The following is a 13,881-nucleotide window of genomic DNA, read 5'->3' as shown; positions in this document are numbered from 1 at the left end:
GTACGCACAGCACAGCACAGCACAGCACAGCACAGCACAGCACCGCACCTACAGAGCGGACCCCGCAGACTGAACCCGCCCCACCCAGCGGAGCGTCACGCGTCGAGAGACGTCATGACGTGCTTGATGCGCGTGTAGTCGTCGAAGCCGTAGCCGGACAGGTCCTTGCCGTAGCCGGACTTCTTGAAGCCGCCGTGGGGCATCTCGGCGACCAGCGGGATGTGGGTGTTGATCCACACGCAGCCGAAGTCGAGCTTCTTGGACATCCGCATCGCACGGCCGTGGTCCTTGGTCCACACCGAGGAGGCGAGGGCGTAGTCGACGCCGTTGGCCCACTCGACCGCCTGGTCCTCGTCCGTGAACGACTGGACGGTGATGACCGGCCCGAAGACCTCGTTCTGGATGATCTCGTCGTCCTGCTTCAGCCCGGAGACGACGGTCGCGGCGTAGAAGTAGCCCTTGTCGCCGACCCGCTGTCCGCCGGCCTCGACCTTGGCGTGGGCGGGCAGCCGCTCGATGAAGCCGGTGACCTGCTGCAGCTGGTTGGGGTTGTTCAGCGGGCCGAAGAGCACGTCCTCGTCGTCCGGCTGCCCGGTCTTCGCCTCCGCCGCGGCCTTCGCGAGCGCGGCCACGAACTCGTCGTGGATGCCCTCCTGGACGAGGACGCGGGTGGCCGCCGTACAGTCCTGGCCGGCGTTGAAGAAGCCCGCCACGGAGATGTCCTCGGCGGCCTTGGCGATGGCCGCACTGTCGAGGTCCCCGAACACGACGACCGGCGCCTTGCCGCCCAGCTCCAGGTGGACGCGCTTGAGGTCCTTGGACGCCGACTCGGCGACCGACATGCCCGCGCGCACGGAACCGGTGATGGAGGCCATCGCCGGGGTCGGGTGCTCGACCATCAGCCGGCCGGTGTCACGGTCGCCGGTGACGACGTTGAAGACGCCCTTGGGCAGGATCGCACCGATGATCTCGGCGATCAGGACGGTGGAGGCCGGCGTGGTGTCGGACGGCTTGAGCACCACCGTGTTGCCGGCCGCGATCGCCGGGGCGAACTTCCACACGGCCATCATCATCGGGTAGTTCCACGGCGCGACCTGCGCGCAGACGCCGACCGGCTCACGGCGGACGATGGAGGTGAGGCCCTCCATGTACTCGCCCGCGCTGCGCCCCTCCAGCATCCGGGCCGCGCCCGCGAAGAAGCGGATCTGGTCGACCATGGGAGGGATCTCCTCGGAGCGGGTCAGCCCGATCGGCTTGCCCGTGTTCTCCACCTCGGCCGCGATGAGTTCCTCGGCCCGCTCCTCGAACGCGTCCGCGATCTTCAGCAGGGCCTTCTGACGCTCGGCGGGCGTCGTGTCGCGCCAGCCCGGGAACGCCTCGGCGGCGGCGGCCATCGCGGCGTCGACGTCCGCGGGACCGGACAGCGGCGCCGTCGCGTACGCCTCGCCGGTCACGGGGTTGACCACTTCGGTGGTCCGTCCGTCGGCGGCGTCCCGGAACTCGCCGGCGATGTAGTTGCGTAGCTTGCGCAGCCGTCCCAGCTCGGTGCTCACTGCCGGCCCTCCAGGTTCGGTGTCCATTGACTGAGACACCCACACTAATCCTTGCCCCGACGTTTTCAACACCCCTGATCCCGTCGCGGCTGCGGAATCCGCAGATCTCCGTTACGTAAACAACGAATTTCATCGCCTCGGCCTTGCGGAACGGTCGAGACGTCGTGCACAGTGAGGCCGTGGCCAGTCGAAGCGCAGAGCACAGGGACTCCCGCGAGTCCAGGAACGGCAGCACCCCTCACCTGGATGCCGTCAGCCTCGCCATCATCCAGCAGCTCCAGGAGGACGGCCGACGGCCGTACGCCGCGATCGGCAAGGCCGTCGGCCTCTCCGAGGCGGCCGTGCGCCAGCGCGTCCAGAAGCTGCTCGACCAGGGCGTGATGCAGATCGTCGCCGTCACGGACCCGCTCACCGTGGGCTTCCGGCGGCAGGCGATGGTCGGGATCAACGTCGAGGGCGATGTCGAGTCCATCGCGGAAGCGCTGACCGACATGGCGGAAGTCGAGTACGTGGTGATGACCGCCGGCTCGTACGACATCCTCGCCGAGATCGTCTGCGAGGACGACGACCACCTGCTGGACGTCATCAACAAACGCATCCGTGCCCTGCCGGGCGTGCGCTCGACCGAGAGCTTCGTCTACCTGAAGCTGAAGAAGCAGACCTACATGTGGGGAACCCGATAATCGTGAGGACCCGATAACCGTGAGCACCAAGGACCTCAGCCGCACCGCGTACGACCACCTGTGGATGCACTTCACCCGCATGTCCTCGTACGAGAACTCCCCCGTCCCGACCATCGTCCGGGGCGAGGGCACCTACATCTACGACGACAAGGGCAAGCGCTACCTCGACGGTCTCGCGGGCCTGTTCGTGGTCCAGGCCGGCCACGGCCGGGTGGAGCTCGCGGAGGCGGCGTTCAAGCAGGCGCAGGAGCTGGCGTTCTTCCCGGTGTGGTCCTACGCCCACCCGAAGGCCGTGGAGCTCGCCGAGCGCCTCGCGGACCACGCGCCCGGCGATCTGAACAAGGTCTTCTTCACCACCGGCGGCGGCGAGGCCGTCGAGACCGCCTGGAAGCTCGCCAAGCAGTACTTCAAGCTCACCGGCAAGCCGACCAAGTACAAGGTCATCTCCCGCGCCGTCGCCTACCACGGCACCCCGCAGGGCGCCCTGTCGATCACCGGCCTGCCGGCCCTGAAGGCCCCCTTCGAGCCGCTGGTGCCGGGCGCGCACAAGGTGCCGAACACCAACATCTACCGCGCCCCGATCCACGGCGACGACCCGGAGGCCTACGGCCGCTGGGCCGCCGACCAGATCGAGCAGGAGATCCTCTTCGAGGGCCCGGACACGGTCGCCGCGGTCTTCCTGGAGCCGGTCCAGAACGCGGGCGGCTGCTTCCCGCCCCCGCCCGGCTACTTCCAGCGCGTGCGCGAGATCTGCGACCAGTACGACGTCCTGCTGGTCTCGGACGAGGTCATCTGCGCCTTCGGCCGCCTGGGCACGATGTTCGCCTGCGACAAGTTCGACTACGTCCCGGACATGATCACCTGCGCCAAGGGCATGACCTCGGGCTACTCCCCGATCGGCGCCTGCATCATCTCCGACCGGCTGGCCGAGCCGTTCTACAAGGGCGACAACACCTTCCTGCACGGCTACACCTTCGGCGGCCACCCGGTCTCCGCGGCGGTCGGCCTCGCCAACCTCGACCTGTTCGAGCGCGAGAACCTCACCCAGCACGTGCTCGACAACGAGGGCGCGTTCCGCTCGACCCTGGAGAAGCTGTACGACCTGCCGATCGTCGGCGACGTCCGCGGCAACGGCTTCTTCTACGGCATCGAGCTGGTGAAGGACAAGCACACCAAGGAGTCCTTCAACGACGAGGAGACCGAGCGCGTCCTGTACGGCTTCCTCTCCAAGGCGCTGTACGACAACGGCCTGTACTGCCGTGCCGACGACCGCGGCGACCCGGTCGTCCAGCTCGCCCCGCCGCTGATCTCCAACCAGGAGACCTTCGACGAGATCGAGCAGATCCTGCGCGCGACGCTGACGGAGGCGTGGACGAAGCTCTGATCGGCAGCGACCGCGGAGTGACCGTCAGCCTGATCAGCTGATCAACACCGGCCCCGGTGTCGACCGTTCGAGTGAGAAACGGCGACCCGGGGCCGTGTGCTGTCCGGCCTTCCCCTCCTGGCTGCCTAGCGTGCGAGTGACCGATCGGCCCTGTCTTCGTTCCCCCGCACGGGGGATTGGCACGGGAACCACAGATCTGAACCGAGGTGTACGCCCATGGAGGCCCCGCCGGACAACGACGTGCTGTGGGCACGCTCCCTGTACTTCACGCACCGCGACGGCTCACCGGCGCTCGGCGGCGTCTCGCTGGGCGTGCGGGAGGGCGAGATCCTCGCCGTCAGCGGACCGCGCGGCAGCGGCAAGACGACCCTGCTGCACTGTCTGTCCGGCCTGGTGCCCGCCCAGCGCGGCGAGGTCTGGTTCAACAGCGTCCCCGTCCACACGATGGGCCCGATGGCCCGTGAACGGCTGCGTCGCAACCGCTTCGGCTGGATCGACCCGGCGCCGGTCCTCGTCCCCGAACTCAACGTCTGGGAGAACGCGGCGCTCCCCCTGATGCTGCGCGGCACCAGCCGCCGCCGGGCCAAGGCCGCCGCGCTGGAGTGGCTGGACCGCCTGGACATCGGCGACAGGTCCCGGAGCCGCCCGCACGAGCTCACCCAGGCCGAGCGCCAGCGGGTCTGCATCACGCGCGCCCTGGCCCCGGCTCCCTCGGTCCTCTTCGCGGACGAGCCGACGGCCCCCCTGCACCGCGCGGACCGGGCCCATGTCCTGCGCACGCTGACCTCGGCGGCCCGCTCCCACGGCATCACCGTGGTGCTGGCCACCCACGACCCGGAGACCGCCGCCCTCGCCGACCGCACGGTGCCGCTGATGGACGGGCGCCGGGTGAAGACGGTCCATCTGCCGCCGGTCACGGAGCCGGAAGGCCGGGGGGCCGCGTGCTCGCTCTCCGTCTGACGCGCAGCGCCCACCCCGCCGTCCAGCTCCGCCGCCTCCTGGTGGCGACGGCCTCGGCGGGCACCGGCTTCCTGCTCCTGTGCACCCTCGGCCGCGCTCTCACCCACCCCGAGGCCCCGGCCACCTCCGTGCTGCGCCTCGCCTGGTGCGCGGTCCCGCTGGCCGCGACGGTCTACTTCGCCCTGGCGGTGGCCCGCACCGACCCCGGCACCCGCCCGCGCCCCGGCCTGGCGGCCATCGGCCTGGGCCCGGCCCGCCTGATGGCCGTCTCGGCGATGACGACGGCCCTGTCGACGCTGCTCGGCTCCATGCTGGCCCTCCTGCTCTTCCTGCACCTGCGCGGCGATCTCACGGGCATGCCGTTCGACGGAGCGGCCGACGACTTCCTGGCCGCGAACCAGCCCCTCCCGTTGCCGGCGTCCCTGACCCTGCTGGCGCTGGTCCCGGTGACCTCGTCGCTCGCGGTGGCCCTGATGCTCCGCCCGAGGGACGCGCGCGTGGCGGCCCAGGCGGCGCCGGGCGTGTTCGGCCGGTTCGGCGCGTACGGCAGGACGGGGCCGGGCGACAGGTTCGGCGAGTACGGCCGCTTCGGGGCGAGGACGAGAAGCGGCCGGCCGCCTCGCCCGGCCACGGACGCCCACCCCGCCGAGGCGGCTCCCGACCCGGCGGCGAACGGCCGGCCCTCCCACCCGGCTGCGGACGGCGGCCCCGCCGCGACGGCCGACCCGGCGGCGAACGGCATCCCGGCGGCACCGGGCACCACCACCCTGCCCCCGACGCCGGCCTCGGCACCGACCCCGGTCGACGGCACGGCGGAGGCTTCCGCCGACGGCACCCCTGAGGCAGGGGCAGCGACGCAGACACCGCCCCGGACACACCAGACACCAACGCGTCCGCCCCACCCCACCGCCCTCCCCTGGGGGATGGCCCTCCTCGCCGCCGGCCTGGCCGTGGAGGCGTACGCGAACCGCACCGCGAACCCCAGCACCCTTCCGCTCCCCGGCGGCCTCCCCACCGGGCCCGCCGCGGTCCTCGTCGGCTGGACCCTGACCGCCGTGGGACTCGCCCTCGCCGGCCCGGGCCTCACCCACCTCTGCGGCCGGCTGCTGCAATCGGCCCGTCCCGGCGCCCTCCGTCTTCTCGCGGGCCGCGGCCTGATGCAGGAGGCGGCCCGCATCGGACGGCCGCTCGGCGTGGTCTGCGCGGTGGCGTCCGGCGCGTACACGATGGCCGCGCTGTACGACCCGGCCGATCCCGCCTTCGGCCCGCTCACCACCCTCGGCGCCCTGGTCGTGGCGGGCTGCGCGGTCGCCACGCTCCTGACCGCGGCCGTGGAGGCGCGGCAGGTCCGCGCCGACACCACCGCCGCCCTGCTCCGCCTCGGCGCCCCGGCCAAGACGCTGCGCAGCGCCGCCGCCCTGCGCAGCGGCGCCCTGCTCGCCCTCTTCGTCCCGCTCACCCTGATCGTGGCCGAACTGGCGGCCCTCCCGCTGACCCGCTGAGGCCGCACCCGAAAAAGATCCCCGCCCCGCGATGAGTTCCGCACGGCCCCTCGGTCTACCCCACCGAACGCCACACACCAGCAACGCGAATCCCCTGGGAGAGACCCGATGACCACCCCGGCCTACCAGCAGATGATCTTCGTGAACCTGCCCGTGAACGACCTCGGCGCCTCGAAGAAGTTCTTCACGGAGCTCGGCTACACGATCAACCCGCAGTTCAGCGACGACAACGCGGCCTCCGTGGTGATCAGCGACACGATCGTCGCGATGCTGCTCACCAAGCCGTTCTACTCGACCTTCACCAAGAAGGAGATCGCGGACGCCTCGAAGACCAGCGAGGTCCTGATCGCCCTGAGCGCACAGAGCCGCGAGAAGGTCGACGAGCTCGTCGACAGGGCGCTCGCGCTGGGCGGTTCGCCGAGCGGCGAGACGCAGGACATGGGCTTCATGTACGGCCGTTCGTTCGACGACCTCGACGGCCACACCTGGGAGGTCGTGTGGATGGACCCGTCGGCCATCGAGAGCTGACCCACCGCTCGTCCGGCGCTGCCTAGCATGGGCGGGTGCATCCGACGACACCCGCCCAGCCGTTCGACGGCTCCCACGACCGTGAGATCGAGTCCCTCGCCGAGTTCGACGAGGTGGTCGCCGCCCACGGCACGCTCTCCCACTTCCGCGTCCAGTCCGTCGACCTGACGGCCCGTACGGACGCGCTCCTCGCCCTGGACACCTCGGGCGCCGTCTTCCTCGGCTGCCCGATGGAGCCGGCGGCGGCCACGAAGTCCCGCGCCTCCGACGCCCTGGTCTTCCCGCCGGTACCGGGTCTGCCGTTCGACCCGTACCGCGGTTTCGTCTACTCCCCCGACGAGTTGTTCGCGTCCCTGGACGAGGGCTACGAGGCGACCCCGGACGCCCTCACGTACGCGTGGTTCCAGCGTACGAAGGCGGACGGCGACATATTCGGCTCGATGCTCCGCTCGATCCACGACGACGCCGTCTCCGACGCGCTCGACGAACTCCTCGTCGGGGAGCGCGTGGTGGGGGTCATGGGCGGCCACGCCATGGCGCGCGGTACGCAGGCCTACGCCGGGGCGGCCCGGCTCGGCCGTGAACTCGCCCGCGCCGGGCTCATGGTGGCGACCGGTGGCGGACCCGGCGCGATGGAGGCGGCGAACCTCGGCGCGTACGCGGCGCCCTTCGACGGCGCGATGCTCACGGACGCGCTCCGGCTCCTCGCCAAGGTACCGACGTTCACGCCCTCGATCACCGACTGGGCGAAGGCGGCCTTCGAGGTGCGGGCCGCCTGGCCGGGCGGCGGCCCCTCGGTGGGCATCCCCACCTGGTTCTACGGCCATGAGCCGCCGAACCCGTTCGCCGCGCACCTCGCCAAGTACTTCTCCAACGCCACCCGCGAGGACGGTCTGTTGGCCCGCTGCACCGCGGGGGTGGTGTTCCTGCCGGGCGCCGCCGGGACCGTCCAGGAGATCTTCGACAACGCGACGCCCAACTACTACGGGTCGCGGGGCGAGCCGACGCCGATGGTGCTGGTGGACCGGGAGCACTGGACTCAACGGCTGCCCGCCTGGCCGCTCTTGCGGTCCCTCGCCCGGGAGCGGTCGATGGAGTCCCGAATCGCCCTCGTTGACCGGATCGAGGAGGCTCCGGAGGCGTTGAAACGTCTCGGTGGTTAATAAGCGGGCAAAGCCAGCCGCTGGGAAGGGTCCCCGCATTGACACTTCTTATGGAACGCTTATAGACCTGTGAGTCTGCTGGGGATGGTGACGCACTCGGCTCACCGGGGGCGCCATCTTCCCCTCCACCCCCCGCAGTTGCGCTTCCCGTAAAGGACAAACGTGTCCCTTTCCCGCCGTACCGCCGCCCGTTCGGTGCGCATGCTCGGTGTCACCGCCGCCTCCGCCGCCCTGGCGCTCAGCGCCGCCGGCACCGCGCTGGCCTGCGACATCAGCGAGTTCTCCGCCTCTGCCGCCTGTGACGGCGCCAAGGGTGTCATCACCGTCACCGACAAGGACCCCACGGGCGTCCCGGCCGAGATCACCGTCTTCCTCGAGAACAACGGCGGCGACCTGAGGCAGGTCGGTGTGGCCCAGACCGTCAAGGGTTCGGCCGCCGGCGTGACCGTCTCCTTCGCCGAGACCTGGGAGCCGAACGCCGAGTACCGGATCCACGTCAAGGCCGTCAAGGGCAAGAAGATCCTGGTCGACAAGGACATACCCGGCAACCTGACCACCCCGTCCAAGGCCTGCGAGGCCGAGGACACGTCCACCCCGTCCACCACCCCCTCCACCTCCCCGTCCTCGACGCCGTCGGACAGCACGACCACTCCGCCGCCGGCCGAGACGATCACCCCGTCCCCGTCCGCCTCGGCGAGCGACGGCGCCGCGCCCGCGCCCTCCGTGAGCAACGTCCCGTCGGCCGCGGTCCAGGAGTCCAACCTGGCCGAGACCGGCGCCGGCTCCAACACCGGTCTGATCGTCGGCATCGCGGCGGTCCTGGTCGCCGTCGGCGGTGGCGCGGTGTTCTTCGGTATGCGACGCCGCGGCTCCGGCAACCGCTGACCCGCACGACCGGCCGGCCCGCCGGACGCACCTGTGTGGCCCGCCCCTGTTCCGGGGGCGGGCCACCCGCATGCCAGGCTCCCGCCGGGGAGGGCAGGTCAGTCCAGTACGACGGTCTCGGTCGCGTCGAAGGACACTCCCACCACGCCCCCGACCTCCGGCGCGTCCCGCAGCGTGCACGCCGCCTCCAGCCTCGGTGCGCCCTGCGGCTGGAGGTGCACGGCGACATGGGTGCCACGGAAGGTGCGGGCGGTGACCGTGCAGCGCAGTCCCTCGTCCGCGCCCACCAGGCGCACCCCGGCGGGCCGGACCAGCAGCGTGCGCGCGCCCTGCGCCGACCCGGACGGCACCGGCACCTTGCCCCACGGCGTGACCGCGGCCTCCTCTGTGACGGTCGCCTCCACCACGTTGTCGAAACCGAGGAAACGCGCCACGAACGCGTCCGCCGGCCGCTGCCACACCTCGAGAGGCGTACCGGACTGGGCGATCCGCCCGTCCCGCATCACCACGACCCGGTCGGCGAGCGCGAACGCCTCACCCTGGTCGTGCGTGACCGCCAGCACGGTCGTCCCCAACCGGCCGAACAGCTCCCGGAGTTCGACGACCAGGCGCTCCCGCAGCGATCGGTCGAGCTGGCCGAGCGGCTCGTCGAGCATCAGCAGCCGGGGGCGCGGCGCGAGGGCCCGGGCCAGCGCCACCCGCTGCTGTTCCCCGCCGGAGAGCGCGGCCACCGCACGGCCCGCCGCGCCCGGAAGCCCGACCAGTTCGAGCAACTCCGCCACCCGCTCGCCCTGTCGGACCCTGGGCATGCCGTGCATCCGCAGCCCGAAGGCGACGTTGCCGCCCACGTCCCGCTGCGGGAACAGCTGATGGTCCTGGAACATCAGGCCGAGCTCCCGCTTGTGCGCGGGCACCCCCGCCTGGTCACGTCCGCCGAGCAGCACCCGCCCGGCGTCCAGCGGTTGGAGCCCGGCCACCGCCCGCAGCAACGTCGACTTGCCGCTGCCGCTCGGCCCCAGCACACACACCACCTCGTGCTCGGCCACCGCGAGGTCGACAGCGTCGAGCACGGGCCGCCCACCGAACCGCACGGTGGCACGCTCCAGTTCCAGCAGCATCTACAACTCCCCCGTCCGGTCGGTCCGCAGTCGCTCCAGCACCAGCAGCGCCACCACGCACACCACCATCAGAATCGTCGAAAGGGCCATCGCCTGGCCGTAGTTCAGCTCGCCGGCCCGCCCGAGCAACCGCGCCACGGCGACCGGCAGCGTCGGGTTGTCGGGGCGCGCGATGAACACCGTCGCCCCGAACTCCCCCAGCGACACCGCGAAGGCGAACCCGGCCGCGACGAGCAGCGCCCGCCACACCATCGGCAGGTCGACCTCCCGCCACACCCGCCAGGGCGACGCCCCGAGCACGGCCGCCGCCTCGCGCAGCCGCTGGTCCACCGCCCGCAGCACCGGCAGCATGGTCCGTACGACGAACGGGATGCCGACCAGCGCCTGCGCGAGCGGCACCAGGATCCACGTACCGCGCAGATCCAGCGGAGGCTCGTCGAGCGCGATCAGGAACCCGAAGCCGACGGTCACCGCGGAGACGCCCAGCGGCAGCATCAGCAGCGCGTCGAAGCCGCGGACCAGCCGTCCGGCGTCCCGGCGGGTGAGCGCGGCCGCGGCGAGCCCGCCGACGGCCACGGCGATCGCCGTCGCGGTGACGGCGTACTGCAGCGAGTTGCCGATCGCGTCGATCGGCGGGACCAGGAAGACATTGCCGTCCTCGCTGGTCAACGCCCGGTAGTAGGCGAAGTCGGGCGCGTCGAGCGAGCGCTGCGCCAGCACCGCCAGCGGCAGCACCAGCAGCACGGCGATGGTGCCGAGCACTCCGGCAAGCAGCGCCCACTGCCCGGCGCCGCGCGGCCGGCGTGCCGTCACCGACGCGTCCACCAGCCGCAGCGCGGTCTCGCGCCTGCGTACGGTCCGGGCGTGCACCGCGAGGATCGCGCCGACGGCCAGGAACTGGACGATCGTCAGGACGGCGGCCGTGGACAGGTCGAAGATCTCGGAGGTCTGCCGGTAGATCTCCACCTCGAGGGTGGAGAAGGTGGGGCCGCCGAGGATCTGCACCACGCCGAAGGAGGTGAAGGTGAAGAGGAAGACCATCAGCGTGGCGGCCGCGACGGCGGGCCCCAGGGCGGGCAGGGTCACCGTGCGCCACGCCGTCAGCCGGGACGCGCCGAGCATCCGCGCCGCTTCCTCCTGCCGCGGGTCGAGCTGCGACCACAGCCCGCCCACCGTCCGTACGACGACCGCGTAGTTGAAGAAGACGTGCGCCAGCAGGATCGCCCACACCGTGGTGTCCAGCCGTACGCCCCACAGATCGTCGAGCAGCCCACCGCGTCCGACGAGCGCCAGGAACGCCGTGCCGACGACGACCGTCGGCAGCACGAACGGGACGGTGACGACGGCGCGCAGCACCTGCTTGCCCGGGAACTCCAGGCGGGCGAAGACATACGCGGCGGGCAGCGCGACCAGGAGGGTCAGCGCGGTCGAGGCCAGCGCCTGCCAGGTGGTGAACCACAGGACGTGCCGGATGTCGGACTGCGCGAGCACGTCCCACAGCCGCCCGAAGCGCCAGCCCCCGTCGGAGCCGAGTCCCCGGGCGACGATCGCGGCGACCGGGTAGGCGAAGAAGACCGCGAAGAACGCGACGGGCACGGCCATGAGTCCGAGCCGCGCCGCGTTCCCCGCGCGGGCCGCGCGTCCGGTCACTTCAGTACGAGCGAGGTCCATGACTTGACCCAGTCGTCACGGTTGTCGGCGATCTTCGCCGGGTCCAGCGTCTCGGGGTCCTTCGCCTGCGGCCCGAACTGCGTGAACTCCGCCGGGACCGCGGCCCCCTGGCGCACCGGGTAGACGAACATGTTGAGCGGCATGTCCTGCTGGAACTCCGCGGTGAGCAGGAAGTCGAGCAGCGCCTTGCCGCCCTCGGGGTTGGCGGCGTTGCTCAGCAGACCCGCGTACTCGACCTGGCGGAAGCAGGTGCCGGCGGAGACTCCGGTCGGGGCGGTGGTCGGCTTCGGGTCGCCGTAGATCACCTCGGCGGGCGGCGAGGAGGCGTACGAGACGACGAGCGGCCGGTCGGCCCCCGCCTTCTTTCCGCCCGCAGAGCCGGAGAACTCCTCGTTGTAGGCCTGCTCCCAGCCGTCGACCACCTTCACGCCGTTGGCCTTGAGCTTCTTCCAGTAGTCCGCCCAGCCCTCGTCGCCGTACTTCGCGGCGGTCCCGAGGAGGAATCCCAGCCCCGGGGAGGAGGTGGCGGCGTTCTCGGTGACCAGCAGGTTCTTGTACGCGGGCTTCAGCAGGTCGTCGAAGGAGGCGGGCGGGGTCAGCTTGTGCGCGCTGAAGTACGCCTTGTCGTAGTTGACGCAGATGTCACCGGTGTCGACGGGCGTGACCCGGTGCTTCTTCTGGTCGGCCCGGTACGCGGGCAGGACCTGGTCCGCGCCCTTCGCCTCGTACGACTGGAAGAGCCCGTTGTCGAGGGCGCGGGACAGGAGCGTGTTGTCGACGCCGAAGAAGACGTCGCCCTGCGGGTTGTCCTTGGTGAGGATGGCCTTGTTGACGGCCTGACCGGCGTCGCCGTCCTTGAGGACCTTCACCCGGTAGCCGGACTGCTTCTCGAAGTCCGCGAGCACGTTCTTGGAGACGGCCCACGAGTCGTGGCTGACGAGGGTGACGGTCTTGGACTTCGCCGCCGAACCGTCGTCGTCCGACGATCCGCAGGCGGACAGCGTGACGAGGCCGAGGCCGACGGCCGCGGCCACGAACGTCCTGGTGTGCACTGGATTTCCTCCTGGGGTTGACCAGGAAGAGACGCGGCCCTGCCCGGGCACCCGCGGAAGGTTCCGCCGGTGCCCGGGCAGGGCGCAACAGCTTGAGTGATGACCGAACTTCCTACCCAGAATGACCTGGGCAAGGTTCAGAGGGTCTGCGGACTCTCCCGCACTCTCAGCGCTGTGGCGCTCCCCTGTCGGAATATGAAGATGTACTGATACGGACGTACTGATACCCGATAACTGATACCGGGATCAGACTACCGCTCGGTGGCCGCGAGCTGACCGCACGCCCCGTCGATCTCCTGGCCACGGGTGTCCCGGACCGTGACGGGCACCCCGTGCGCGGCGATCGCCTCGACGAACGCCTTCTCGTCCTCGGGCCGCGACGCCGTCCACTTCGAACCCGGGGTCGGGTTGAGCGGGATGAGGTTGACGTGCACGGGCTTGCCGCGCAGCAGCCGCCCGAGCCGGTCACCACGCCAGGCCTGGTCGTTGATGTCGCGGATCAGCGCGTACTCGATGGACAGCCGGCGCCCGGACCGCTCGGTGTACTCGAACCCGGCGTCCAGCACCTCGCGCACCTTCCACCGTGTGTTCACGGGGACGAGGGTGTCGCGCAGCTCGTCGTCCGGCGCGTGCAGGGAGATCGCGAGCCGGCACTTGAAGCCCTCGTCGGAGAACCGGTGGATGGCCGGCACCAGCCCGACCGTCGACACGGTGATGCCCCGCTGCGAGATCCCGAGCCCGTCCGGAGCCGGGTCGGTGAGCGCGCGGATGGCGCCGACGACCCGCTTGTAGTTGGCGAGCGGCTCGCCCATCCCCATGAAGACGATGTTGGAGAGCCGGGCAGGCCCCCCGGGCACGTCCCCGTCCCGCAGCGCCCGCATCCCGTCGACGATCTGGTGCACGATCTCGGCGGTGGACAGATTACGGTCGAGACCCGCCTGCCCGGTCGCGCAGAACGGGCAGTTCATCCCGCACCCGGCCTGCGAACTGATGCACATCGTCACCCGGTCCGGGTAGCGCATCAGCACCGACTCCACGAGCGTGCCGTCGAACAGCCGCCACAGGGTCTTACGGGTGGTCCCCTGGTCCGTCGACAGATGCCGCACGACCGACATCAGGTCCGGCAGCAGCGCCTCACGCAGCTTCTCGCGGGCACCGGCGGGGATGTCGGTCCACTCCGCCGGGTCGTGCGCGTAACGCGCGAAGTAGTGCTGCGACAGCTGCTTGGCACGGAACGGCTTCTCCCCGATCTCCGCCACGACCTCCTTCCGCTCGGCGGGCGAGAGGTCGGCGAGATGCCGCGGCGGCTTCTTGGCTCCGCGGGGGGCGACGAAAGTGAGTTCTCCGGGCTTAGGCATAACTCTTCCAGTGTCGCAGATCGA

General features: G+C 71.0%; 12 protein-coding genes and 1 riboswitch. Of the genes, 7 read left to right on the top strand and 5 right to left on the bottom strand.

Annotated elements, in window-relative coordinates; genetic code table 11:
- Positions 1–95: 95 nt before the first annotated feature.
- Positions 96–1,553 carry a gamma-aminobutyraldehyde dehydrogenase gene (locus ACFVYS_RS17455; RefSeq protein ID WP_389502875.1) on the bottom strand — a complete coding sequence of 486 codons (1,458 nt, stop codon included), beginning with the start codon at positions 1,551–1,553 and terminating at the stop codon, positions 96–98.
- Positions 1,554–1,717: 164 nt separating this feature from the next.
- Here ACFVYS_RS17455 and ACFVYS_RS17450 point away from each other — a divergent pair, with 164 nt between their 5' ends.
- The 7 genes from ACFVYS_RS17450 to ACFVYS_RS17420 all read left to right on the top strand — a co-directional run bounded on the left by ACFVYS_RS17450 (position 1,718) and on the right by ACFVYS_RS17420 (position 8,658).
- Positions 1,718–2,236, top strand: a complete 519-nt coding sequence (locus ACFVYS_RS17450; RefSeq protein ID WP_020128673.1) for an Lrp/AsnC family transcriptional regulator — start codon at positions 1,718–1,720, stop codon at positions 2,234–2,236.
- A 19-nt stretch (positions 2,237–2,255) separates the two neighbouring features.
- Positions 2,256–3,620 carry an aspartate aminotransferase family protein gene (locus ACFVYS_RS17445; RefSeq protein ID WP_389502874.1) on the top strand — a complete coding sequence of 455 codons (1,365 nt, stop codon included), beginning with the start codon at positions 2,256–2,258 and terminating at the stop codon, positions 3,618–3,620.
- 216 nt (positions 3,621–3,836) lie between these two features.
- Entirely contained in the window at positions 3,837–4,580 is a 744-nt protein-coding gene (locus ACFVYS_RS17440; RefSeq protein WP_389502872.1) for an ABC transporter ATP-binding protein, read from the top strand.
- Entirely contained in the window at positions 4,562–6,082 is a 1,521-nt protein-coding gene (locus ACFVYS_RS17435) for a hypothetical protein (protein ID WP_389502871.1), read from the top strand. The genes ACFVYS_RS17440 and ACFVYS_RS17435 overlap by 19 nt, the downstream gene beginning before the upstream one ends.
- 108 nt (positions 6,083–6,190) lie before the next feature.
- Complete coding sequence (locus ACFVYS_RS17430) at positions 6,191–6,610, top strand: VOC family protein (RefSeq protein WP_171399769.1); 420 nt, start codon at positions 6,191–6,193, stop codon at positions 6,608–6,610.
- 35 nt (positions 6,611–6,645) lie between these two features.
- Positions 6,646–7,773 (top strand): LOG family protein, encoded by a 1,128-nt coding sequence (locus ACFVYS_RS17425; protein WP_389502869.1) that lies wholly within the window; start codon positions 6,646–6,648, stop codon positions 7,771–7,773.
- A gap of 162 nt (positions 7,774–7,935) precedes the next feature.
- Positions 7,936–8,658 (top strand): LAETG motif-containing sortase-dependent surface protein, encoded by a 723-nt coding sequence (locus tag ACFVYS_RS17420; RefSeq protein ID WP_389502867.1) that lies wholly within the window; start codon positions 7,936–7,938, stop codon positions 8,656–8,658.
- Positions 8,659–8,756: 98 nt separating this feature from the next.
- Here the strand turns inward: ACFVYS_RS17420 and ACFVYS_RS17415 are convergent, their stop codons facing one another.
- The 4 genes from ACFVYS_RS17415 to rlmN all read right to left on the bottom strand — a co-directional run bounded on the left by ACFVYS_RS17415 (position 8,757) and on the right by rlmN (position 13,857).
- Positions 8,757–9,776, bottom strand: coding sequence for an ABC transporter ATP-binding protein (locus tag ACFVYS_RS17415; protein WP_389502865.1), 1,020 nt, complete (start codon positions 9,774–9,776; stop codon positions 8,757–8,759).
- The gene (locus ACFVYS_RS17410; RefSeq protein WP_389502863.1) at positions 9,777–11,447 is read right to left on the bottom strand and encodes an ABC transporter permease; all 1,671 of its coding nucleotides are present in this window, start codon (positions 11,445–11,447) and stop codon (positions 9,777–9,779) included.
- Positions 11,423–12,499 (bottom strand): thiamine ABC transporter substrate binding subunit, encoded by a 1,077-nt coding sequence (locus ACFVYS_RS17405; protein WP_389502861.1) that lies wholly within the window; start codon positions 12,497–12,499, stop codon positions 11,423–11,425. The genes ACFVYS_RS17410 and ACFVYS_RS17405 overlap by 25 nt, the downstream gene beginning before the upstream one ends.
- 91 nt (positions 12,500–12,590) lie before the next feature.
- Positions 12,591–12,696: riboswitch (TPP riboswitch) on the bottom strand.
- Between the two features lie 54 nt (positions 12,697–12,750).
- Positions 12,751–13,857: a 23S rRNA (adenine(2503)-C(2))-methyltransferase RlmN gene (rlmN, locus tag ACFVYS_RS17400; RefSeq protein ID WP_020128683.1), complete on the bottom strand. Its 1,107-nt coding sequence runs from the start codon at positions 13,855–13,857 to the stop codon at positions 12,751–12,753.
- Positions 13,858–13,881: the final 24 nt, after the last annotated feature.

Origin of the sequence: Streptomyces sp. NPDC058295 (genome assembly GCF_042880655.1) — a bacterium.
Classification (GTDB): Bacteria; Actinomycetota; Actinomycetes; order Streptomycetales; family Streptomycetaceae; genus Streptomyces; species Streptomyces coriariae.
This window is presented reverse-complemented; position numbering and strand designations above follow the sequence as displayed.